This is a genomic window from Rhodanobacter sp. B04 (genome assembly GCF_002001125.1).
Classification (GTDB): Bacteria; Pseudomonadota; Gammaproteobacteria; order Xanthomonadales; family Rhodanobacteraceae; genus Rhodanobacter.
Window position 1 is genome coordinate 133,554 of sequence record NZ_MUNV01000016.1, and the last position, 22,127, is coordinate 155,680.

Here is a 22,127-nt window from a genome sequence, read left to right on the forward strand (position 1 = left end):
CACGTCGGGCTGATCCGGCCGTCGTATGCTGGGGATCTCCTTGCCGGAGGCCAGTCATGAGCATTGCCGTCAAACGTGTCTACGAACCGGCCGCGAAAGCCGACGGGTATCGCGTGCTGGTCGATCGGCTGTGGCCACGCGGGTTGAAGAAGGAAGCCGTGTCGCTGGATCAGTGGGCGAAGGAGCTGGCGCCCTCCACCGCGTTGCGCCAGTGGTTCGGGCATGAGCCGGCACGCTGGGATGGCTTCCGCCACCGTTATGCCACCGAGCTGGATGCTGCGGCCGAACACTGGCGGCCGCTGGCCGAGCGTGCGGCGCGGCATGTGGTCACCCTGCTCTACGGCGCGCACGACGAGGAGCACAACAACGCAGTGGCGTTGAAGTCGTATCTGGAAAACTGGTTGCGCACGCATGGTCCGCGTTGACGCAGCTGAATCCGGAGAAGGCGTTCAGGGCTGGCGCTGCGGTGTCGCCGATTTCGACCAGTGCGCCAGCGCCTCACGCGTCTGCGCGCGACCGCGCTCGATCAGTTCGCGGGCGCGGTAGAACTCATATGCAGTCGACACGTTGCGCGGCAGCTGGATCAGCAGATCCGGCTCGTACGCGGCCAGGCGCAGGCGCGAGAGGTTCGCCTGCATCAGGTCCATCGACTGGTTGAGCAGATCCCAGGCGCCGGGCTCGCGTGGCTTGCCTTCGCTGTGCGGCAGCAGCCGGCCGAAGAATTCGCCGAGGCGGTGACGGTAGCTGGTCTCGTCGACGGGATCATCTGCGGGAGTCGCCACGGGCGCCAGCTCCGCCGGACCATCCATGCTCACGGCGAACAGGTAGTCGGCTGGGTCGCGGATCAGCGGCGTGACCGGCACCGGGTTGAGCAAGGCGCCGTCGAGCAGTCGGCGCTCGCCGATCGTGTAAGGCCGGAACACTGTTGGAATCGAGATCGAGGCACGGATCGCGTCGAACAGCGAGCCGCGGGTCAGCCACACTTCGCGTTCGCGATCGAGATCGGTGGCGACCGCGGTAAAAGCGAGCGGCAGTTCCTCGATGCGGACGTCGCCGATCAGTTCGCGCAGCGTGCCGATGATCCGTTCGCCCTTGATCAGGCCGCCGCCGGAGAACGTCCAATCGAGCAGCTTGAACACATCGAGCCTGGCCAGTGTGCAGACCCAGTCGCGATAGACGTCGAGCTTGCCCATCGCGTACACGCCCCCGATCAGTGCGCCCATCGAGGTGCCGGCGATGGCGGTGATCTGGAATCCCTGCGCCTCGATCTCCTCGATCACGCCGATATGCGCCAAGCCCTTCGCACCGCCAGCCCCGAGTGCCAGTGCGATGGAGGGCTTGCGCGGTACCACGGCATCGGCCGGGGCGGCGCTGGGATCGGCGATATCGGTGTGACTCATCGCGACGCCTCGCTCATGCCTACGGATGCTGGTAGCCGCCCAGCGCCAGCTGCAGCAGGATTTTCATCTCCTCGCGCAGCGGCAACGGTGCCACGACTTCCGCATCCGGGCCGTACTTGAGTACGTCCATCAGCAGTTCCTTGGAATTGGAATAGGGCACCTTGAGTTCGTAGCGACCGTCCGGCAGCCAGGCGCCCTGCTGCTGCGAATGCCAGTGCTCGTCGGCGACCCAGCGTGCGGCGTGCGAGGAGAAGCGGATGGTCGCCCACGCCTTCGGCTTGCCGGCGAAGATGCCGTAGCTGGAGGCGAGCAGTTCGTTGAGATCGCCTTCCGCGACATCGGTGGCCGCGACATCCAGCGCATGCGCCTCGGCGATCCGGTCCACCGCGAAGCTGCGCAACGCCTCGCGGTCGTGATCCCACACGTCCAGATACCAGTTGTCGCGGTAATGGGTCAGCCGCTGCGGCGACACGGTGCGATGGCTGTCGGCATTGGTGGTGCGCGCGCGGTAGCGGAAACGCAGCTGCTTCCGTTCCAGCACCGCGCCGGCGACGATGCGGAATACCTGCTGGTCCAGCTTGCGTTCACCCCAGGGAATCACGCGTATGCGCTCGATCGGCAACGCCTTGCCGCTGCCCTGATCGGACAGCAGCCCCTCGATGCGTGCCTTGAACGGGGCCAGTGCACCGGCCAGCACGCCGGGACCGGAGCGGCTGATCAGCTCGTTCAGGGCCAGCAGCGCGGACAGCTCGTCGGAGGTGAGCCACAGTCCCGGCAACTCGAAGCGTTCGCCCTCACCGAGTTCATAGCGGAACGCGGCCTGGTCACCACCGGCGCTTTCGATGGGTGCGCGCAATGCATCGCGCAGAAACGCGATGTCGCGATACAGCGTGGCGCGCGAGCACTCCAGTTCGCCGAGCAGGCGCGACAGCGGAACCGGGTAGTGCGCTGATTTCAGCAGGCGGTGCAGGGTCAGTATGCGTTCGTAACGATCCATGGATTCGGCGGCATATCGTGGGAAAGGGCGCCATGTAGCATGGTGGCGAGCCGTGGTGGCCGCAAGCCATGCATTGCGCCGCAAGCATGGGCTGCCGTAGGTGTGCTCGCCGATCCCGGAACAATGCCTGTGTCGAGGACACTTGCCAATGGCGCTGCCGACCAAGCTGAAATCACAGAGCAGCCTGAACCGCACCACCAAACGTTCATTGGGTGTTCAAGCCAAATCGTTAAGGTACGCATCACTATTAATTAACAAATGGACTGCCCCGATGAAAAAGACCTTGATTGCCGGCCTGTTGCTGACGGCTCTCGCGAGCTTTGCCGTGCAGGCCCAGGACAGCACCAACGCCAGCACGGCCGGCAACAATGGGGGCTGGACCGGCTCGGGCGAGTTCGGCTTCGCGTCCGCCACCGGCAACACGCGTTCGCAGAACATCAACGCCAAGCTTGGCCTGAGCCAGGAAAACGACCAGTGGAAGAACAACTTCTTCCTCGACGCGCTGCGTGCCAAGAGCCAGCTGAAGGTGGTCGACACCTCCGGCAACACGGTCAACGAGTTCAACACCACCGCCAACCGCTATGACGCCGGCGCCTCGGTCGGCTACAAGTTCGACCAGCGCAGCTACATCGTCGGTGCCGCCCGTTACGAGCACGACGAATTCGGCGCCAACCTTTGGCAGGGCGTGATTTCGCTCGGCTACGGCTACATCGCGCTGAAGGACGAGCGCAACGAGCTGTCGTTCGAAATCGGCCCGGGTTACAAGGAATACCGCCCGGCCAACGTCGACATCGTGGTGGACAGCGTGCTGGTGCCGCAGCAGCAGTCGACCCAGAACGAGCTGGTGGCCCGTGGCCTGGTCAACTACAAGCTGAAGATCTCGGACAACACCTCGTTCGAGGACACGTTCCTGATGGAAGCGGGTTCGAAGAACACCTACCTGCAGAACGATGCCGGCCTGGCGGTCAGCATGACCAAGAAGCTGGCGTTGAAGGTGGGTTTCCAGGTACGCCACAACAGCGACGTGCTGCCGGGTATCAAGAAGATGGATACGCTGGCCACCACCAACCTGGTCTACAGCTTCTGAGTCGATTGATCATGGTTGGCTGAAGCGGTCCCGCAGCGTGAGCTGCGGGGCCGTTTTGTCTGGGAAGGGGGAACGGCCAGAGCATCGGGCCTTTTCGCACTTGTTCCCCGTCAGAAGCCGAGCAGCTCGCCTGCGCCCTGGGCGAGCAGCATCGCCGCCACCTGTCGACCCAGTGCGGCCGCCTGATCGCCGTGGCTGCTGGCCTCGGCATGCAGCAGCCGGCCGCTCGCCGCATCGCCGACCATGCCACGCAAGTGCAGGCCATGTTCGCCCAGCACGCACCAGGCGCCGACCGGCACCGTGCAGCTGCCGCCGAGGGCCTGGTTCATCGCCCGTTCGGCACTGATCGTCAGCCGGGTATCGGCGTCGTCCAGTGCCGCCAGCAAACTCAGTACGCCGGTGTGGCCTTCGCGTGCCTCGACCGCGATCGCCGCCTGGCCCGGCGCCGGCAGCCAGTCCGGCGCCGTCAGCCGCGCACGGATGCGAGCGGCCAGCCCCAACCGTTCCAGCCCGGCACAGGCCAGCACGATCGCGTCGTAGTCGCCGGCATCGAGCTTGCCCAGCCGCGTGCCGACATTGCCGCGCAGGTCGAGCAGCACCAGATCCGGCCGCAGCGCACGCAACTGCGCCTGCCGCCGCAGCGACGAAGTGCCGACCCGGGCGCCATGGGGCAGCGCGGCAAGATCCGCAGAGTGGTTGCTGACGAAGGCATCGGCCGCATCCGCGCGCGGCAGGATCGCCGCCAGCACGAAACCCGGTTCCAGCTCGGCCGGTACGTCCTTCAGCGAATGCACCGCCAGGTCGGCGCGGCCTTCCAGCATCGCCACCTCGAGCTCCTTCAAGAACAGTCCCTTGCCGCCGATCGTTGCCAGCGACTGGTCGAGGATCTCGTCGCCGCGGGTACTCATCGGCACCAGCTCCACCGCGAGCCCTGGATGCGCCGCGCGCAGCAGGGCGGCGACATGCTCGGCCTGCCACAGCGCGAGTGCGCTCTTGCGGGTGGCGATACGCAGGGTGGAGGGATTCATCGGAACTCCGCGGCATTGGGCTGGGTCATATTGTCGCGTAGTTTGTGCATGCCAGTAGCGCGCCACGCGCGGCGTATCGGCGCAGCATGCTGTCATGTCGATGGTGTGGTGGCTACGATGGTGGGCATTTCACGGGAGACATTCCATGCAAAGCGGCAACCCGGCACTCAACAAGAACACCTTCCTCGACGCCGCCAGTGGCGCAGTCGTCGCACGCGGTGACGAGGCGATGACGATCAACGGCACGGTCAACAAGACCGGTTTCCTGCTGATTCTGGTGCTGATGGGGGCGATGTACAGCTGGAGCCAGTTCAGCGGTCCGGCCAGCATGCCGGCGATGCTCCCGCTGGTGCTCGGCGGCGCGATCGGTGGCCTGATCGTGGGCCTGGTCACCTCGTTCAAGAAAACCTGGGCGCCGATCACCGCACCGCTGTATGCGCTTGCCGAGGGCGTGTTCATCGGTGCGCTGTCGGCGATCTTCGAGATGCGCTATCCGAGCATCGTGATCCAGGCGGTGGGATTGACCTTCGGCACCATGGCGGCACTGTTGCTGGCGTATCGCAGCGGGCTGATCCGGGCCACCGAGAAATTCAAGCTCGGCATCGTTGCCGCCACCGGCGGCATCATGCTGCTGTACCTGGCCAATTTCGCGATGGGCTTCTTCGGCCACTCGATGGGCTTCATCAATGGCCACAGCGGCATCGGTATCGCATTCAGCGCGGTGGTGGTGGTGATCGCGGCGCTGAACCTGATCCTCGACTTCGACATGATCGAAACCGGGGTCAATGCCGGTGCACCGAAGTACATGGAGTGGTATGGCGCGTTCGCGCTGGTGGTGACCCTGGTGTGGCTGTATCTGGAACTGCTGCGGCTGCTGTCGAAGCTGCAATCGCGCAACTAGGCGATCGTTGCCGGATGCTGCAAGAAGAAAGGCGCGGTCACCCGCGCCTTATCTTCTGTCGGTTGCTCAAGCCTGCACGGTCGACTCCGGCCCCGCCAGCCGCGGATCGTCCGACGGCTTGCCGCCATGGTGATCGGCGGCAAGCAGCAGGTAGAACGCTGGCACCACGAACAAGGTGAACACGGTGCCGATGGCCAGGCCGGTGGAGATCACCAGGCCCATGTTGAAGCGCCCTGCCGCGCCGGCGCCGGAGGCGATCACCAGCGGCAGCACGCCCAGCACCATCGCCGCGGTGGTCATCAGGATCGGCCGCAGGCGTACCGCTGCGGCGTGTTCGATCGCCTCGCGTTTGGACATGCCCTCCAGTTGCGACTGGTTGGCGAACTGCACGATCAGGATGCCGTGCTTGCTGATCAGGCCCATCAGGGTCACCAGGCCGACCTCGGTATAGATGTTGAGGCTGGTGAAGAGGTTGACGAAGATCAGCGCACCGAACAGTGCCAGTGGCACCGAGACCAGGATCACGACCGGATCGCGCAGACTGTTGAACTGCGCGGCCAGGGCCAGGAACACGATGATCACGGCGAACAGCAAGGTCGCGCCGAAACCGCCGGACTCCTGGGTGAACTGCCGCGACTGGCCGGAGTAGTCCACGTTGTAGCCGGTCGGTGCAACCTGCTTCACCAGGTCGCGCAGATAGGCCAGTGCCTCGCCCTGCGACATCCCGCTCACGCCGGAGATCGTGGCCGAGTTCAACTGCTGGAAGCGGTTGAGCGACTGCGGTACTACCTGCTTGGTGATCTTCGCCACGGTCGAGGCCGGGATCACCGAGCCATCCGGCACGCGGATGTAGTAGTTCAATACCTGATCCGGGTTCAGCCGGTCCACCTGCAATACCTGCGGGATCACCTTGTACGAGCGGCCGGAGATCGAAAAGTAGTTGACGTAGCCGCCGCCGAGCGCCGAGCCGAGTGCGGCACCGACATCCTGTTGGGTCAGCCCCAGCGTGGTGATCATGTCGCGATTGAGGCTGACCGTGCTCTGCGGCTTGTCCACCTTGAGGTCGGAGTCGATGAAGTAGAACTTGCCGCTGGCCTGCGCCTTCTGCAGGACCTGGGTAGCGACATCGTTGAGGTTCTCGAACGGCTCGGTGGTGGTGATCACCACCTGGATCGGCAGGCCCGAGGCGCCCGGCAACGGTGGGAACTGGAAGGCCGCCACCCTGCCGCCGGCGATGCCATTCCACTTCTGCTGCAGCACCTGCTGCAGTTCGTGGGCGCTGCGGTGACGCTGGCTCCATGGCGTGAACAGCACGCCACCGATGCCCTGGTTGATGGTGGGTACGCCGGTCAGCTGGAACATCTGCTGGTATTCCGGCAACTGTTTGGACAAGTCGAACATCTGCGTCGCGTAGACGTTCATCTGTTGCGCGGTCACGTTGGGTGCGCCGACCAGCTGCCCGACCACGATGCCCTGATCTTCTTCGGGGGCCAGTTCCGACTTCGCGGTCATGCCCAGCGCGATGGTGGCCAGCAACAGCAGGCAGGCCATCACGATCACCACGGACTTGGTCGAGAGCACGTTGTGCAGCACGCGCTGGTAGCCGTGGTGCACACGCTCGAACTGGCGGTCGATCAACTGCACGAAGCGGTTGTTCTCCTGCTCGCTGCGAAAGAACTTCGAGCACATCATCGGCGACAGGGTCAGTGCGATCACCGCCGATACCGTCACCGCGCCGGCCAGGGTGAAGGCGAACTCGGTGAACAGTGCGCCGGTCAGGCCCTTCTGGAAGCCGATCGGCACATACACCGCGATCAGCACCACGGTCATCGCCAGAATCGGTCCGCCCAGCTCGCGCGCGGCCAGCAAGGCCGCCTGGAACGGCGTCTTGCCTTCCTCTTTCATGTGCCGGTCGACGTTTTCCACCACGATGATGGCGTCGTCCACCACCAGGCCGATCGCCAGCACCAGCGCCAGCAGGGTCAGCAGGTTGATCGAGTAGCCCAGCGCCAGCATCACGAAGAAGGTGCCGACCAGCGACAGCGGCATCGCGATCACCGGAATGATCACCGCGCGCAGGCTGCCGAGAAACAGGAAGATCACCAGGGTGACGATCAGCAACGCCTCGACCAGGGTCTTGACCACCTCGTTGATCGAGCTGTTCACGAACTCGGTGCCGTCGTAGACGATCTGCCCGGTCAGCCCGCTGGGTAGCTGGCTCTGGATATCGGGGAACGCCTCGCGCACGCGCTTGGCCACGTCGAGCACGTTCGCGTCGGGCGCGACCTTGATGCCGATGAAGACCGAGCGCTTGCCGCTGAAGGCCACGTTGAAGTCGTAGCTGTCCGAGCCGAGCGAGACGGTGGCCACGTCCTGCAGGCGCACGATCGCACCGTTGACCTGCTTGATCGCCAGTTGCTTGAACTCGTCGACTGTATGCAGGTTGCTGTTGGCGGTCAGGTCCACCGTCACCGCCTGGCCCTTGCTGGAGCCGACCGCGGCCAGGTAATTGTTGGAGGCCAGCGCCGTGTTCACATCGCTGGCGGTGATGCCATGCGCGGCCATCTTGGCCGGGTCGAGCCAGGCGCGCAGGGCGAACTGGCGTGCGCCCAGCAGCTCGGCGGTCTGCACGCCATCGATCGAATCGAGCTTGGGCTTGACCACCCGCGCCAGGTAGTCGGTGATGTTGTTGGTGGGCAGCACATCGCTGTAGAAGCCCATGTACATCGCGTCGATGGTTTCGCCGGTCTGCACGTTCAGCACCGGCTGCTGCGCCTCCGGCGGCAGCTGGTTCTTCACCGAGTTGACCTGGGTGGTGATCTCGGTCAGGGCGCGGTTGGCGTCGTAATTCAGGCGCAGCGTAGCGGTGATGGTGGACACGCCCTGCACGCTGCTGGAGGACAGGTAGTCGATGCCCTGCGCCTGGGAAATCGCCTGTTCCAGCGGCTGGGTGACGAAGCCGGCCATGGTCTGCGCGTCGGCACCGTAGTAGGCGGTGCTGACGGTGACCGTGGCGTTTTCGGTCTTCGGGTACTGGCGCACGGTCAGGCTGCTGACGGCGCGCACGCCGAGCACCAGGATCAGCAGGCTGACGACCACCGCCAGCACCGGCTTGTTGATGAACAGGTCGGTGAATTTCATGGTGTTTGCTCAGTGCTCCTGCGGCGCAGGGTTGACGCTGTCGGCAGGCTGCACGCTGTTGTCGATCGCGATCGGCGAGTCGTTCTTCAGCTTGATCTGGCCGCTGGTCACGACCACGGTGCCGGCTTCGATGCCCTTGAGGATCGCCACCTGGTCGCCGCGGGTCTCGCCCAGGGTGACAAAGGTCTGCTTCACCGTGGCCGGCAGCGGCTGGCCCTTGTCATCCTTGCCCTTGGATGGCTGCACCACGTACACCGTGTCGCCGTAGGGGTTGTAGACGATCGCCGCCTGCGGCAGGGTCAGCTGGCGCTGCTGGCTGCCGACGTCGACGCTGACCTTGGCGAACATGCCGGGAGTGAGCGCCTTGTCGTGGTTGGGTACGGTCGCCTCGACCTGCACATTGCGCGTGTTGAGATCGACCTTGGGGTTGATCGCGCTGAGCTTGCCGCTGAAGCCGCGGCTGGCATAGGCGTCCAGCTTCAGCTTCACCGCCTGGCCCACCTGCAACCGGCCAAGCTCGCTCTGCGGCACGTAGAAGTCCACCAGCAGGGGATCGAGCTGCTGCACGGTCACCACCGTGGTGCCGGCGCTCAGGTAGTCGCCGGGACTGGTGGTGATGATGCCGGCGCGGCCGGTAAACGGGGCGCGCAATTGCTTCTTGGCGACCACCACTTTCTGCTGCGCTACCGCAGCCTGCTTCGCCTTGAGGTCGGCGGCGGCGGTGTCGTAATCGGCCTTGCTGATCGCCTGCACCGCGAGCTGCTTGCGCGCCCGCTCGAAGGTGAGCCCGGACAGCTGGGCGGTCGCTTCCAGTTGTTGCAGCTGGGCCACATCGTCGTCGTCGCGCAGCTGCAGCAGCACCTGGCCCTGTTTCACATCCTGGCCGGATTTCAGGTTGACCGCGGTGACCAGGCCGGCCACCTCCATCGCCAGGTCGGCACCGTTGGCTGCACGCAGTGTGCCGACGGCACTCAGCGCGGGCTGCCATGGCTGTTCGCTGGCGATGGTGGTGCTCACCGTGAACGGCGCCGGCTTGGGCATGCTGTGGATCATGCGCACCACCAGCAGTACCTTGATGCCGGCGATCAGCACGATCAGCAGCAGGACCCCCGCGATCATCCAGATCATGCGTTTGGTGGTGCTGGGCTTTTTGTCGACGCGCGTGGTCATGCGCGAACTCCTTGGGTTATTGCGATCATCCACGATCGCGAAAGTCGAAAAGCGGACATCCTGTTCGCACTCGTTGATCGAGCTAGGGCTTCTGGCTGGCTATCTGGGTATCACTGCGCCAGCCGCCGCCAAGGGCGGCGTACAGCGCGGCGGTATCGGACAGCCGTGCGGCGCGTGCCTGGATCAGCGCGATACGCGACTGCTGGTAACTGCGCTGGGCATCGAGCAGGTTGATATAGCTGGTGGCGCCCACCTGGTATTGCTGGCGGGTCAATTCCAGTTGTTGCGACGCCGCGCTTTCGGCAACCGCCTGCGCGGCCAGCCCTTGCGCGTCGTATTGCAGGGCCTGCAAAGAATCGGCGACGTTCTGAAAGGCGACCAGCACGGTCTGTTGCCAGTCAGCCACGGCCTTGTCCAGGCCAGCTTTGGCGGCGCGTTTCTTGTGCAGCAGTTCGCCACCGTGGAACAGCGGTTGGGTCAGGCCCAGACCCAGCGACCAGGCGCCGGTGCCGGCGGAAAACAGGTCGCCGGCGCTCAGCGCCTGTGAGCCGGCACTGCCGGAAAGCGTGATCTGCGGCAGCATCGCCGCGGTGGCCACGCCGACCCCGGCCGAGGCCGCGTGCAGCTGGGCGGAGGCCGCGCGGATGTCCGGGCGCTGCTCGACCAGGCTGGAAGGCAGGCTCACCGGGATGTCCTGCGGCAGGCTGATCGCATCCAGAGTCAGCGGCGACAACTCCAGTTGCGCCGGCGTAGTGCCCAGGTAGGTCGCCAGCTGATTGCGGGTCGCGGCGAGCTGGGCGCGCAGCGGGGGCAAGGTGGCTTCGGTGGCGGCCAGTTGCGTGCGCACGGCCAGCGTGTCGGACAGCGACTTCGCCCCGATCTGTTGCTGCTGTTCGGCGATCCTCAGGCTTTTGCGCTGAATATCCAGGATGTCCTCGGTCGCGCGCAGCTGCTCGCGCAGCGAGGCCTCCTGCAGCGAAGCGGTGACCACGTTGGCGGCGAGAGTCAAATAGGTGGTGTCGAGCTGGGCGCGCTGATAATCCGCCTGCGCCAGTTGTGCCTCGATGCCGCGGCGGACCCCGCCGAACAGGTCCAGCGTATAGCCCACGCTGACCGACGCGTTGTAGACGGTAAACGGGCCAAGGCCGCCGGGAACAAAGGACTGGATCGCCGATTCCTTCTCGCGGGTGGCGCCGGCGGCGGCATCCGCCGACGGAAACAGGCCGCCGCGGGTCGCGTTGGCGCTTTCCTGCGCCTGGCGCAAAGCGGCCTGGGCCGAGGCAATCGACGGGCTGTGGCTCAATGCCGTATCCACCCGGCGGGTCAGTTCGGCATTGTCGAACGTGGTCCACCAGAGCGCGGGTATGTCGCGGCCCTGCATGAAGCGCTGCGCATCGCCATCGGCCGCCTTGGCCGATACCGTGGCGGCGGGCAACGGCTGCGCGGTGTAACGATTCACCGGTGGAGCATCCGGGCGGTGATAGTCGGGGCCGACGGCACAACCGGCGACGGAAAGCCCGATGAGCACGGTCAGCGCGTGGGCGCGGCCGCGCAGTACGGCGGCCTTCAGGTCGGACGGGTGACTGGACAAGGGAATGGCCTGGGCAGGGTGGAAGCCGGCCAGGACAATAACATACCGATAAGTTCAGATATATATGGCGATGGACACGGGCGTCACTGGGCCGCTTTGTGGACAAAACGGTTCACGCCAGTGACCCGTCGTGCAGCGGGGCCAGTCCAACTCCGCCGACAGCACCGGACCGGTTGCCGGTCCAGGCGCGCCGGTCGGCAATCCGCCGGAATCAGCGCTGCAGCAACGCGCGGGCCCGCTTTACCACGTTCTCGACAGTGAAGCCGTACTCGCGCAGCAACACCCCCGCCGGCGCCGAGGCGCCGAAGCGGTCGATGCCGAGCATGTCGCCGTGCGCGCCGACGTAGCGATCCCAGCCTTGCGACGCACCCAGTTCCACCGCCAGACGTGCCGGCACATTCGGCGGCAGCACCTGGTCGCGGTAGCTTTGCGGCTGCGCGTCGAACAGCTCCCAGCTCGGCATCGACACACAGCGCACGGCGATGCCGTCGGCCTGCAGCTGGTCGGCGGCGGCGAGGATCAGGGCGACTTCGGAACCGCTGGCGATCAGGATCAGCGCAGGCTTGCCGTCTTTCGCGTCGCTCAGCACATAGGCGCCCTGGCGCACGCCGTCCGCGCTGGCATAGCGCGTGCGGTCGAGCGTGGGCAGATCCTGTCGGGTCAGCGCCAGCAGTACCGGATGCTTCTCCGATTGCGCCGCGACCTTCCAGGCCATCGCGGTTTCGTTGGCGTCGGCGGGACGGATCACGGTGAGGTTGGGGATCGCGCGCAGGCTGGCCAGCTGTTCCACCGGCTGATGGGTGGGGCCGTCCTCGCCCAGCGCGATGCTGTCGTGGGTGAACACGTGCACTACGTGCACGCCCATCAGCGCGGCGAGGCGGATGGCCGGGCGCATGTAGTCGGAGAAGATCAGGAAGGTCGAGCCATACGGCAGGAAGCCGCCATGCACGGCCAGTCCGTTGCTGATCGAGCCCATCGCGTGTTCGCGCACGCCGAAGTGCAGGTTGCGGCCGGCATAGCTCCAGCCGGCGCTGTCGGAACCCTGGGTATCCTGTCCCGGCGTGGCGGCCGGGTTGAAATCGCCGAGTCCCTTCAGGTTGGTGTGCGTCGAGGAATCGAGGTCCGCCGAACCGCCAAACAGCGCGGGCAGCTTCGGCGCGATCGCATTCATCACCTTGCCGCTGGCAACGCGGGTGGCAAGGCCCTTGGCGTCGGTGGGGAACACGGGAATGTCCGTGTCCCAGCCAGCCGGCAATTCGCCGCGCAGGCGACCCTGCAGTTCTTTTGCAAGATCGGGGAAGGCCTTGGCATAGGCGTCCAGACGTCCATTCCACTCGGCTTCCGCCTTGGCGCCCTGCTCGAGCGCCTCGCGGAAACGCGCCAGTGCCGGTTCCGGTATAAGGAAGTCGGGTTCGAGCGGCCAGCCGAGGTTCTGCTTGGTCTTTTTCGTATCCTCGACGCCGAGTGGCGAGCCGTGCGCCTTGAAGCTGTCCTGCTCGGGCGAGCCGAAACCGATATGCGTGCGCACCAGGATCAGCGACGGCCGCGCGGTATCGGCGCGGGCAGCCTCCAGCGCAGCGCCGATCGCGTCCACGTCGTTGCCGTCTGCCACGTGGATGACTTGCCAGCCATACGCTTCGAAGCGCTTGGCGCGATCCTCGGAGAAGGTGATGTCGGTGCCGGCGGCGAGGGTGACGTAGTTGTCGTCGTAGAGGCAGACCAGCTTGCCCAGCTTCAGATGTCCGGCCAGCGAGGCGGCTTCGCTGGCGACGCCTTCCATCAGGTCGCCGTCGCTGACGATGGCCCAGGTGCGGTGATCGATCACGGCATGGCCGTCGCGGCTGTAGCGCGCGGCCAGATGCGCCTCGCCGATCGCCATGCCGACCGCGTTCGCCAGGCCCTGGCCCAGCGGGCCGGTAGTCACCTCGACGCCGGGCGTGTGGCCGTATTCGGGATGCCCGGGCGTCTTGCTGCCCCACTGGCGGAACTGCTTGAGGTCATCCAGCGACAGTGCGTAGCCGGTCACGTGCAGCAGGCTGTACAGCAATGCCGAGCCGTGGCCGGCCGACAACACGAAACGGTCGCGGTCGGGCCAGTGCGGATTCGCCGGGTGATGCTTCAGCTGCCTCGTCCACAGCGTGTACGCCATCGGCGCGGCACCGAGCGGCAGGCCGGGATGGCCGCTGTTGGCCTTCTGCACCATGTCCACCGACAGGAAGCGAAGCGTGTTGATGCATTGCTGGTCGAGCTCGGTGGACATGGGTTTCTCCGATGATGGTTGGGGTTATGCAGGAGCACATCCTGTGCGCGATGCTCTGGTGTGTTGCTCATGCCAAGAGCATTCGCGCACAGGGTGCGCTTCTACACGAGCGCCGCGTCGACGATCTTCTGCGCTTCGGCCAGCAGGCTCCGCAGATGGTCTTCGCTCTTGAAGCTCTCTGCGTAGATCTTGTAGATCGCCTCGGTACCGGATGGCCGCGCGGCGAACCAGCCGCTGGCGGCAACCGCCTTGATGCCGCCGATCGCGGCACCGTTGCCCGGCGCCTTGTCGAGCACCTGCGTGATCTTCTCGCCGGCGAGCTGGTCGCTCTTCAATTGATCGGGTGACAGCTTCGCGAGCTTGGCTTTCTGGGCGGGCGTGGCGGCGGCCTCGACGCGATCGGCGAACGGCTTGCCGAGTTCATCGGTCAGTTGCGCGAACAACTCGCCGGGGTCCCTGCCCTGCCGCGCGGTGATCTCGGCCGACAGCAGCGCCGGCACCAGGCCGTCCTTGTCGGTAGTCCATACCGAGCCGTCGTGGCGCAGCAGCGCCGCACCGGCGCTCTCCTCGCAGCCGAAGCCGAGCGAGCCATCGAACAGGCCTTCGGAAAACCACTTGAAGCCGACCGGCACTTCGTACAGCTTGCGCCCGAGCCGTTTCACCACGCGGTCGATCAGCGCGGTGGTGACCACGGTCTTGCCGACTGCGGCATTCGCGCTCCACTGTGGCCGCTGCCGGTACAGGTAATCGATCAGCACAGACAGGTAATGGTTCGGCTCCATCAGCCCGCTGCTGCGGGTGACGACGCCGTGGCGATCGTGGTCGGTGTCGCAGGCGAACGCGACGTCGTAGGTGTCCTTCAGCCCGATCAGCCGCTGCATCGCGTATTTCGACGACGGATCCATGCGGATCTTGCCGTCCCAGTCCACCGTCATGAACGCGAACTGCGGATCGACCACCGCGCTGACCACGGTGAGGTCGAGCTTGTAGCGCTCGGCGATCGGCGCCCAGTAATGCACGCCGGCGCCACCGAGTGGATCGACGCCCATGTGCACGCCGGCACCGCGGATCACATCGAAGTCGATGATGTTGGCGAGGTCGGCGACGTACGTGTTGAGGTAGTCGTGCTCGCGCGTCGTGGCGGCCTTGCGCGCCTGCGCGAACGGCATCCGTTTGACGTCCTTCAAGCCGCCTTCGAGCAGCGCATTGGCGCGGTTCTGCACCCAGCCGGTGATGTCGGTATCGGCCGGGCCGCCGTTCGGCGTGTTGTACTTGAAGCCGCCGTTGTCGGGCGGGTTGTGCGACGGCGTGATCACGATGCCATCGGCAAGACCGGAGATGCGGCCTTTGTTGTACACGAGGATCGCGTGCGAGATCGCCGGTGTGGGCGTGAACTCGCCACCCGTGGAGATCATCGTCTGCACGCCGTTCGCGGCCAGCACTTCCAGCGCGTTCTCGAACGCGGGCTGCGATAGTGCATGCGTATCCGCGCCGATGAACAGCGGACCGTCGATGCCTTTCGACTTGCGGTATTCGCAGATCGCCTGGCTGATCGCCAGGATGTGCCATGCGTTGAAGCTGCGATCGAACGAACTGCCGCGATGGCCGGAGGTGCCGAACGCCACGCGCTGCGCGGCCACCGACGGATCGGGCTCGAGATCGGCATACGCCGCGAGCAGCTTCGGGATGTCGACCAGGATCGACGCCGGTGCCGGTTTGCCGGCGAGTGGACTGATGATTTGACTCATGTGCTCTGGCTCATGCTTTTCCTGAAATGGCGTCGTCGCGCAACTGTCGGTAGCGGCGGATCAAGGCATTGGTCGAACTGTCGTGGGCGAGCTTCGGCTCGTCCGCGGCGACGAGCTCGGCGATGGTGGTCCTGGCCAGCTGCTTGCCCAGCTCCACGCCCCACTGGTCGAACGAGTCGATGTCCCAGATCACGCCCTGCACGAACACGCTGTGCTCGTACAGCGCGATCAGCGTGCCGAGGATGTGCGGGGTGAGTTTTGCGGCAAGAATCGTCGTGCTGGGCCGGTTGCCCTCGAACGTGCGATGCGGCACCAGCGCCTCGGGCGTGCCTTCGGCGCGCACTTCGTCCGCGGTCTTGCCGAATGCCAGCGCCTCGCCCTGCGCGATCAGGTTCGCCATCAGCAAGTCGTGCTGGTCGCCGCCGCCCTGTGCCGGCAACGGATTCAGGGTCTGGCCGAAACCGATGAAATCGCACGGCACGATGCGCGTGCCCTGGTGGATCAGCTGGTAGAACGAATGCTGCCCGTTGGTGCCCGGTTCACCCCAGTAGATCGGGCCGGTGTTGTAGTCCACCACCTTGCCGTCGAGCGTCACGTGCTTGCCGTTGCTCTCCATCGTCAGCTGCTGCAGATAGGCGGGGAAGCGTTTCAGGTATTGCTCGTACGGCAGCACGGCGACCGTGGCGGCATCGAGGAAGTTGTTGTTCCAGACGGCCAGCAGGCCCATCAGCGCCGGCAGGTTCTTTTCCAGCGGCGCGTGGCGGAAATGCTCGTCCATCGCATGGAAGCCGGCCAGCATCTCGCGGAAACCGTCCGCGCCGATCGCCAGCATGGTCGACAGGCCGATCGACGAATCCATCGAATAGCGCCCGCCGACCCAGTCCCAGAAGCCGAACATGTTGGCGGTGTCGATGCCGAACTTGCTGACGCCTTCGGCATTGGTGGAGACCGCGACGAAGTGTTTCGCGACGGATTTTTCGTCGCCCAGCGCCGCCACGCTCCATGCCCGCGCCGCGTGCGCGTTGGTCAACGTCTCCAGCGTGGTGAACGTCTTCGAGCAGATGATGAACAGCGTCTCGGCCGCATCGAGGTCGCGCACGGCCTCGGCGAAGTCGGTGCCGTCCACGTTGGAGACGAAACGGAATGTCATGTCGCGCCGGCTGTAATCGCGCAGCGCCTCGTACGCCATCACCGGGCCGAGGTCGGAGCCGCCGATGCCGATGCTGATCACGTTGCGGATGCGCCTGCCGGTATGGCCCAGCCACGCGCCGCTGCGCACGCGTTCGGAAAACGCCGCCATGCGTTCCAGCACCTCGTGCACGTCCGGTTCCACGTCATGGCCGTCGACCAGGATCTTCTCGGTGGTCGGTGCGCGCAGCGCCACGTGCAATACCGCGCGGCCTTCGGTGCTGTTGATCTTGTCGCCGCGGAACATCGCCTCGATCCGTTGCGGCAACTGGCAGGCCTCGGCTAGTTCGCGCAGCAGGTGCAGCGTGTCGGCATCGACGCGCTGCTTGGAGTAGTCGAGGTACAGGCCGACATCCTCGACAGTCAGCCGTACGCCGCGCTGCGGGTCGGCGGCGAACAGTTCGCGCAGGTGCTTCGGGCCGATCGTGGCGAAATGCTGCCGCAGCGCCTGCCACTGCGGCATCGTGGTGAGTGGCGGCTGGCTCATGGCAGGGCCGGTCCCTTGGACTTGTCTTCCAGCGCATTGGCCTTGTCGGCGATCCGCTGCAGCAGCTGCGTCCACGATTTGACGAAGGCGGCGGCACCGTCGACCTGCAGCTTGAGCGCCAGCGCATCCACATCCACCCCTGCCTTGCCGATCTGCGCCAGCACCGCATCGGCGTCGCCTCCGTCGGCGGCCATCACGCCATGCAGCTGGCCGTGGTCGGCGAACGCGAGCAGGGTCTTCTCCGGCATCGTGTCGATCGTGTCGGGGGCGGCCAGCGCGCTGATGTACAGCGTGTCCGGCAGGGCCGGGTCCTTGGTGCCGGTGCTGGCCAGCAACAGGCGCTGCGGCTGCGCGCCGGCGGCTTCGAGCTTCTGCCAGCGCGGCGAGGCGAGCAGCTCACGGTAGGCGCGATAGGTCTGCTGGCCCACGGCGATGCCGAGCTTGTTGTGCAGTTCGGGCGGCAGCTGCGGGTTGCTGGCGACGTCCCAGCGGCTGATGAACAGCGAGGCGACCGAGCCCACGCGCGAACCGAGCCCGGCGGCGATGCGCCGCTCGATGCCGCGCATGTAGGCCTCGGCGACCGCCACGTACTGCGCGCAGGAGAACAGCAGGGTCACGTTGATCGGGATGCCGAGGAAGATCGCCTCCTCGATCGCCGGGATGCCCTCCGGCGTGCCGGGAATCTTCACGAACAGGTTGTCGCGCTGCGCCTGGTCATGGATCTGCTTGGCCGCGGCGATCGTGCCGGCGGTATCGGCGGCCAGCAGCGGCGAGACCTCCATCGAGACCCAGCCATCGACGCGGTCGGTGGCGTCGAAGATCGGCCGGAACAGGTCGGCCGCGCGGCGCAGGTCTTCCAGCGCCAGCTCGGTGAACAGCGTTTCGCCGGACAGCCCGGCCAGCGCCTTGGCATGCACGCCGGCATCGTAGGCATCGCCGTCGCCGATCGCGGCGTCGAAGATGCTCGGGTTCGAGGTCAGGCCGGTGACCGAGTCCTCGGCGATGTAGCGCGCCAGCGTGCCGTCATCGAGCAGGGTGCGGGTGATGTTGTCCAGCCACAGGCTCTGGCCGAGTTCGTGCAGTTGACGGGTTGCTTTCATGCTTGCTCCATGACTCAAGTTCAATACGGGTTGTTTCAGCCTGCCGGCAGGCTGATGACGGGCGTGTCTGGCAGGAAGTCTTCAAGCTTACGCCGGCGCAGATCGCCGATGCACGCGATCGTGAGGTCCGCCGCCGGGTGCAGGTCGGTCGGCGCCGCCGCGGCGTAGTGGCCCTGGCGCACGAATACCGTGGTCAGCTTGTGGCCGAGCCGTTGCTTCATGTCGGCGAGGATCTGCGGTTTGTCGTCGACCATCACGTAATGTGCGGCCGGGTAACGCTGCTGCATCGCCACCAGCATCTGCTGCTTGTGCAGGTAGATCAGCACCTCGCCACGCACCGCGGCCCAGATGCCGGCGCGCTGGATCTTGCGTGGCTGGAACACCACGTCGCCGTCGGACAGGATTGCCGTCGGGCCCAGCGTGCGCAGGTGCGCGATGGTGTCCAGTGCGTGCGGATACAACCGGTCGGCAAACGGGTATTCCAGCAGGTAGGCCGACATCTGCAGCAGCGAAGGGTCGTTGTCGAGGCCTGCGCGGAAGCGCTGCAGCGCGCCGAGGTAGTCGGCGTAGCCCAGCTCGTCGCGCAGCTGTGCGTAGATCGCCCAGTAGCGGTCGCGTTCGGCCGCGCCGAACGCCTGCTCCAGCGTGTTGCCGAGGTCGGCGGCAAAGCGGTCGTTGTCGAGCAGGGTGTTGTCGACGTCGAGCAGGAAGGCGACAGAAGCGACGCCGCTGGCTTTGTCGCTCAGCATGGCTTGTCCGCCTTCGGCGGGCTGGATTCAGGAACGGGATCGTGCCAGCCCTCGCTGCTGCTGACGATCTGCGCGGCCTCCGCAGGCCCCCAGCTGCCCGGCGCATAGAAGCTCACGTTGCCCTCGTGCTGCAGTACCTGGTCGACCACGGCCCACGCCGCCTCGACGCATTCGTCGCTGGTGAACAACGCGTTGTCGCCGCGCATCGCGTCGGCGAGCAGCCGCTCGTAGGGCGGTTTCTCCACCGCCGCATGGTGATGCGCGACCAGCTCCACCGGTTCGCCCTGCATCGCCTCGCCCGGCTTCTTCACCCGCATGCCCTCGGCAATGATCACCGCGGGGCTGAGCCGGAAGCGGAAGTAGTTCGATTGCGGCGGCGTGATCTCGTCGAACACCGACAATGGCGGCGTCTTCATGTCGACGATCACCTCGGTGGTGGTGATCGGCAGGTTCTTGCCGGCGCGGATGTAGAACGGCACGCCGGCCCAGCGCCAGGTGTCGATGTGCAGGCGCAGCGCGACGAAGGTCTCCACGTTGGAATCCGGCGCCACGCCGTCGACCTGGCGATAGCCGTCGAACTGGCCGCGCACCACTTCGGCCGGATCGAGCGGGCGCATCGCGCGGAACAGCCGCAGCTTTTCCGCATTCAGCGAGGCGGGGTCGTTGCCGATCGGCGCATCCATCGCCAATAGCGAGGTCACCTGCAGCAGGTGGTTCTGCAGCACGTCGCGGATCGCACCGACGCCCTCGTAGAAACTGCCGCGGCCATCCACGCCGAACTGCTCGGCCATGGTGATCTGCACGCTGTCGACATAGCGGTTGTTCCACACCGGCTCGAGCACGCTGTTGGCGAAGCGGAAATACAGCAGGTTCTGCACCGGCTCCTTGCCCAGGTAATGGTCGATGCGGAAGATCGCCGATTCCGGGAACACCTCGTGCAGGGTGCGATTGAGCGCCTGCGCCGAGGCCAGGTCGCGGCCAAAGGGTTTTTCCACCACCACCCGCGCGTTGTCGGCACAGCCGGCCTGGTGCAGGTTTTTCACCACCACGCCGAACAGGCTCGGCGGAATCGCCAGGTAATGCAGCGGCGCCTTGGCGCTGCCCAGTACTTGTTTCAAATGAGTGAAGGTGGCCGGGTCGTTGTAGTCGCCATCGACGTACTGCAGGCGGGCCGAGAACCTCGCAAACGCGGCTTCATCGACGTTGCCGCCATGCTGCTTCGCCGCCTGCGCCAGGCTGTCGTGGGCGCGCTGGCGCAGCTGTTCCAGGCTCCAGCCGGAATGCGCCACGCCGATGATCGGCAGGTCCAGCCCGTCGCGCAGCATCATCGCCTGCAGGGCAGGGTAGATCTGCTTGTAGGCGAGGTCGCCAGTGGCGCCGAAAAAGACCAGGGCATCCGAGCGGGGTATCGGCATAGCGGTTGTTCTCTCCATGGGGCTGGCGGACGCCTTTATTGGCGCGGCGCGTGGTGCAGCCAATGCGGCGGCATGTGTAAATCTGCAACATGCCGGACATCGGGTCTACTTTCCAGCCTGCACGCAGCGAAGTTAAACCGATGCATAAGTCTGCACGCTTACCGGTCGACGCGTAGGCCGCAGGAAGCTGCGACGATGGAACGGTCAGCCTGCCAGCTGCATGAACATGACCAGGGCATCGACGAAGCCGAGGCGCTGGTGCCGGAACGCCCGCGGCAGCGTACCCACCACCGCGAAGGCAAGCTTCTTCCACATCCGGGGGAAGCGGACGAAGGAACTTTCCACGACTTGCGCCTCCGTCCCGGCTCTCACTCTCCCGCTACTGATAGGTCGAGCGGAGTGTGCGGTTGCGCGCGATCGTCGGCATCGGCCCGATCACGGCCGACGCGGCGGTGGCCACGGTCGGTGATGCCCGCGAGTTCAAGCAGGGTCGGCAGATGGCGGCGTGGCTAGGGCTGGTGCCCACCCAGCATTCCAGCAGCGGCCATGCACGATTGGGTGAGATCAGCTGTCGAGGCGATGCGTACCTTGCTGATCCAGGGCGCGCGTAGCAGCCTGCAGCGGGCCAAGGCCGTGGCCATCGAGAAGGCCACGCCGGAGCAGCGCTGGATACGCACACTCGACGGGCGTATGCCCTTCGGCAAGGTCATCGTGGCCATCGCCAACAAACATGCCCGGCAGATCTGGGCGATGCTGGCGCACGACGTGGACTACGACCCGCATGCCTGTCTGAACCATCCGACTGGGTGGCCACGGGCCATGCACCGGCAAACCGAAGCGGCGCAAGCGGCCTAGAAGAAAGTTTCGATTCAACGTCAGCGCGATACGGTAGACAACAGGTCAGACCACCCCGGAGAGAACCTGACTAACTAGGTGGACGTCCAAACGATGTGTCGGCTGATCCCCGGGCATCGGACAGTCCGATGAACGAACGAGGTCTTCGGGTGCGGTTTATACACAGGTCTGAGTCAGCAACATTGGCTCAACAAGACCGATTACGGAAATGCAGTCTGACATTCGTTGCAACACGCAAAGCACTGACACGCACGACGCAATACAGGACAACACGATGACCAGCAGCGGCCCGAAAGCTCAGGGCAAAGGCTTCATGCACCCGGGCTTGATCGGAAGTCTCTTACGGAATTGTTAGGCCTACTTGCCGGGAGATCCATGCTTGGACAAGAACTTTGAAATGCTGTCTGGCTCTCGATGACTGTCGAGCAGCCATTCGACTTGCCATTCAGTAATGCGCTCTTCCTTGGTCCACTCGTACACACCTGGGCTGGGCTCATTGATTGACTCGATTTGACGGACTAGAGCGAGAGGTGGCTCCGCGCCTGGTGTTGTCTCTGAGAATTTTAGGGCTGACTCGTATTGAGCGAAGGCAGCAAAGTAATCCTTGTCACCAGCGAGTGGCTTGGCGCCTTTCTCAGGATGTAGCCAGACCCGATACTCAAGAACCTCATCATAGAAGTATCCGGCGCCGGATTTAGCGGGGCCGCTGTAAGTGCCAACTTTGGCGGGCACCACAGCATTTGGATAGCGGCTGACGGCCGAGACTGAGTGGTCGGCAGAGGCAGGAGAAAAGGCCTCTATCTTTTGTGTGCAACCGGCTTGAGACAGCAAGATGGCGAGAAGGATTAGAAATCTCATGTGTAACCAAAGTTCGAGAGTAGGCCTAACGCTGGAGTTAAGCGGCGGCGTAGCCGTCCGCCTTGAACGAGTAGTTAGACGATACTTTGCGCGGAGGCACGGCGCGCAGCTCTTGCAACAATTGAACAACAATCTTTGAAGCTTTGTCCGGG

Annotated in this window: 17 protein-coding genes and 1 pseudogene; 4 read left to right on the forward strand and 14 right to left on the reverse strand. The window is 65.2% G+C overall.

Features of this window, described 5'->3' with window-relative positions; genetic code table 11:
* The first annotated feature begins 56 nt into the window (after window positions 1-56).
* Complete coding sequence (locus B0E46_RS12820; protein ID WP_077556176.1) at window positions 57-425, forward strand: DUF488 domain-containing protein; 369 nt, start codon at window positions 57-59, stop codon at window positions 423-425.
* Window positions 426-449: 24 nt separating this feature from the next.
* Here the strand turns inward: B0E46_RS12820 and B0E46_RS12825 are convergent, their stop codons facing one another.
* Together B0E46_RS12825 and B0E46_RS12830 are read right to left on the reverse strand one after the other, a co-directional pair.
* Entirely contained in the window at window positions 450-1,400 is a 951-nt protein-coding gene (locus tag B0E46_RS12825; RefSeq protein ID WP_077556177.1) for a patatin-like phospholipase family protein, read from the reverse strand.
* A 19-nt stretch (window positions 1,401-1,419) separates the two neighbouring features.
* Complete coding sequence (locus tag B0E46_RS12830; RefSeq protein WP_077556178.1) at window positions 1,420-2,397, reverse strand: YafY family protein; 978 nt, start codon at window positions 2,395-2,397, stop codon at window positions 1,420-1,422.
* 271 nt (window positions 2,398-2,668) lie between these two features.
* On the opposite strand from B0E46_RS12830, the gene B0E46_RS12835 reads away from it, so the two are divergent.
* Window positions 2,669-3,484 carry a DUF481 domain-containing protein gene (locus B0E46_RS12835; RefSeq protein WP_077556179.1) on the forward strand — a complete coding sequence of 272 codons (816 nt, stop codon included), beginning with the start codon at window positions 2,669-2,671 and terminating at the stop codon, window positions 3,482-3,484.
* A 110-nt stretch (window positions 3,485-3,594) separates the two neighbouring features.
* Here the strand turns inward: B0E46_RS12835 and hemC are convergent, their stop codons facing one another.
* Window positions 3,595-4,512: a hydroxymethylbilane synthase gene (gene hemC, locus B0E46_RS12840; protein ID WP_077556180.1), complete on the reverse strand. Its 918-nt coding sequence runs from the start codon at window positions 4,510-4,512 to the stop codon at window positions 3,595-3,597.
* Window positions 4,513-4,657: 145 nt separating this feature from the next.
* On the opposite strand from hemC, the gene B0E46_RS12845 reads away from it, so the two are divergent.
* Window positions 4,658-5,413: a Bax inhibitor-1/YccA family protein gene (locus B0E46_RS12845; RefSeq protein ID WP_077556181.1), complete on the forward strand. Its 756-nt coding sequence runs from the start codon at window positions 4,658-4,660 to the stop codon at window positions 5,411-5,413.
* A gap of 66 nt (window positions 5,414-5,479) precedes the next feature.
* On the opposite strand, the gene B0E46_RS12850 is transcribed toward B0E46_RS12845, so the two are convergent.
* The 10 genes from B0E46_RS12850 to B0E46_RS12895 all read right to left on the reverse strand — a co-directional run bounded on the left by B0E46_RS12850 (window position 5,480) and on the right by B0E46_RS12895 (window position 20,607).
* A complete protein-coding gene (locus B0E46_RS12850) occupies window positions 5,480-8,554 on the reverse strand; it encodes an efflux RND transporter permease subunit (RefSeq protein ID WP_077556182.1) in 3,075 nt (1,024 codons plus the stop codon).
* A gap of 9 nt (window positions 8,555-8,563) precedes the next feature.
* Window positions 8,564-9,724, reverse strand: coding sequence for an efflux RND transporter periplasmic adaptor subunit (locus B0E46_RS12855; RefSeq protein WP_077556183.1), 1,161 nt, complete (start codon window positions 9,722-9,724; stop codon window positions 8,564-8,566).
* Window positions 9,725-9,806: 82 nt separating this feature from the next.
* Window positions 9,807-11,315 carry an efflux transporter outer membrane subunit gene (locus B0E46_RS12860; RefSeq protein ID WP_077556184.1) on the reverse strand — a complete coding sequence of 503 codons (1,509 nt, stop codon included), beginning with the start codon at window positions 11,313-11,315 and terminating at the stop codon, window positions 9,807-9,809.
* Between the two features lie 211 nt (window positions 11,316-11,526).
* Window positions 11,527-13,575, reverse strand: coding sequence for a transketolase (tkt, locus tag B0E46_RS12865; RefSeq protein ID WP_077556185.1), 2,049 nt, complete (start codon window positions 13,573-13,575; stop codon window positions 11,527-11,529).
* 101 nt (window positions 13,576-13,676) lie between these two features.
* Window positions 13,677-15,323: a phosphoglucomutase (alpha-D-glucose-1,6-bisphosphate-dependent) gene (gene pgm, locus B0E46_RS12870; RefSeq protein ID WP_077556186.1), complete on the reverse strand. Its 1,647-nt coding sequence runs from the start codon at window positions 15,321-15,323 to the stop codon at window positions 13,677-13,679.
* A 10-nt stretch (window positions 15,324-15,333) separates the two neighbouring features.
* Window positions 15,334-16,998, reverse strand: a complete 1,665-nt coding sequence (gene pgi, locus B0E46_RS12875; protein WP_077556187.1) for a glucose-6-phosphate isomerase — start codon at window positions 16,996-16,998, stop codon at window positions 15,334-15,336.
* Window positions 16,995-18,098: a transaldolase gene (tal, locus tag B0E46_RS12880; protein WP_077556188.1), complete on the reverse strand. Its 1,104-nt coding sequence runs from the start codon at window positions 18,096-18,098 to the stop codon at window positions 16,995-16,997. Before tal ends, pgi begins: the two co-directional genes overlap by 4 nt.
* Window positions 18,099-18,133: 35 nt before the next feature.
* On the reverse strand, window positions 18,134-18,847 hold the full coding sequence (locus tag B0E46_RS12885; protein ID WP_077556189.1) for an HAD family hydrolase: 714 nt from the start codon (window positions 18,845-18,847) through the stop codon (window positions 18,134-18,136).
* Window positions 18,841-20,262, reverse strand: coding sequence for a glucose-6-phosphate dehydrogenase (zwf, locus tag B0E46_RS12890; RefSeq protein WP_077556190.1), 1,422 nt, complete (start codon window positions 20,260-20,262; stop codon window positions 18,841-18,843). Before zwf ends, B0E46_RS12885 begins: the two co-directional genes overlap by 7 nt.
* A 204-nt stretch (window positions 20,263-20,466) precedes the next feature.
* On the reverse strand, window positions 20,467-20,607 hold the full coding sequence (locus tag B0E46_RS12895; RefSeq protein ID WP_217316347.1) for a hypothetical protein: 141 nt from the start codon (window positions 20,605-20,607) through the stop codon (window positions 20,467-20,469).
* Between the two features lie 50 nt (window positions 20,608-20,657).
* On the opposite strand from B0E46_RS12895, the pseudogene B0E46_RS12900 reads away from it, so the two are divergent.
* Window positions 20,658-21,117 (forward strand): annotated as a pseudogene (locus B0E46_RS12900) (transposase); the annotation flags it as partial.
* A 357-nt stretch (window positions 21,118-21,474) separates the two neighbouring features.
* Here B0E46_RS12900 and B0E46_RS12905 read toward each other — a convergent pair.
* Window positions 21,475-21,975, reverse strand: a complete 501-nt coding sequence (locus B0E46_RS12905; RefSeq protein WP_217316348.1) for a hypothetical protein — start codon at window positions 21,973-21,975, stop codon at window positions 21,475-21,477.
* Window positions 21,976-22,127: the final 152 nt, after the last annotated feature.

What these genes read in the sequence shown, in the direction of transcription:
- B0E46_RS12820 (WP_077556176.1), top strand. Translation starts at nt 57, where the DNA reads ATGAGCATTGCCGTCAAACGTGTCTACGAACCGGCCGCGAAAGCCGAC.
- B0E46_RS12825 (WP_077556177.1), bottom strand. Translation starts at nt 1,400, where the DNA reads ATGAGTCACACCGATATCGCCGATCCCAGCGCCGCCCCGGCCGATGCC.
- B0E46_RS12830 (WP_077556178.1), bottom strand. Translation starts at nt 2,397, where the DNA reads ATGGATCGTTACGAACGCATACTGACCCTGCACCGCCTGCTGAAATCA.
- B0E46_RS12835 (WP_077556179.1), top strand. Translation starts at nt 2,669, where the DNA reads ATGAAAAAGACCTTGATTGCCGGCCTGTTGCTGACGGCTCTCGCGAGC.
- hemC (WP_077556180.1), bottom strand. Translation starts at nt 4,512, where the DNA reads ATGAATCCCTCCACCCTGCGTATCGCCACCCGCAAGAGCGCACTCGCG.
- B0E46_RS12845 (WP_077556181.1), top strand. Translation starts at nt 4,658, where the DNA reads ATGCAAAGCGGCAACCCGGCACTCAACAAGAACACCTTCCTCGACGCC.
- B0E46_RS12850 (WP_077556182.1), bottom strand. Translation starts at nt 8,554, where the DNA reads ATGAAATTCACCGACCTGTTCATCAACAAGCCGGTGCTGGCGGTGGTC.
- B0E46_RS12855 (WP_077556183.1), bottom strand. Translation starts at nt 9,724, where the DNA reads ATGACCACGCGCGTCGACAAAAAGCCCAGCACCACCAAACGCATGATC.
- tkt (WP_077556185.1), bottom strand. Translation starts at nt 13,575, where the DNA reads ATGTCCACCGAGCTCGACCAGCAATGCATCAACACGCTTCGCTTCCTG.
- pgm (WP_077556186.1), bottom strand. Translation starts at nt 15,323, where the DNA reads ATGAGTCAAATCATCAGTCCACTCGCCGGCAAACCGGCACCGGCGTCG.
- pgi (WP_077556187.1), bottom strand. Translation starts at nt 16,998, where the DNA reads ATGAGCCAGCCGCCACTCACCACGATGCCGCAGTGGCAGGCGCTGCGG.
- tal (WP_077556188.1), bottom strand. Translation starts at nt 18,098, where the DNA reads ATGAAAGCAACCCGTCAACTGCACGAACTCGGCCAGAGCCTGTGGCTG.
- B0E46_RS12885 (WP_077556189.1), bottom strand. Translation starts at nt 18,847, where the DNA reads ATGCTGAGCGACAAAGCCAGCGGCGTCGCTTCTGTCGCCTTCCTGCTC.
- zwf (WP_077556190.1), bottom strand. Translation starts at nt 20,262, where the DNA reads ATGCCGATACCCCGCTCGGATGCCCTGGTCTTTTTCGGCGCCACTGGC.
- B0E46_RS12905 (WP_217316348.1), bottom strand. Translation starts at nt 21,975, where the DNA reads ATGAGATTTCTAATCCTTCTCGCCATCTTGCTGTCTCAAGCCGGTTGC.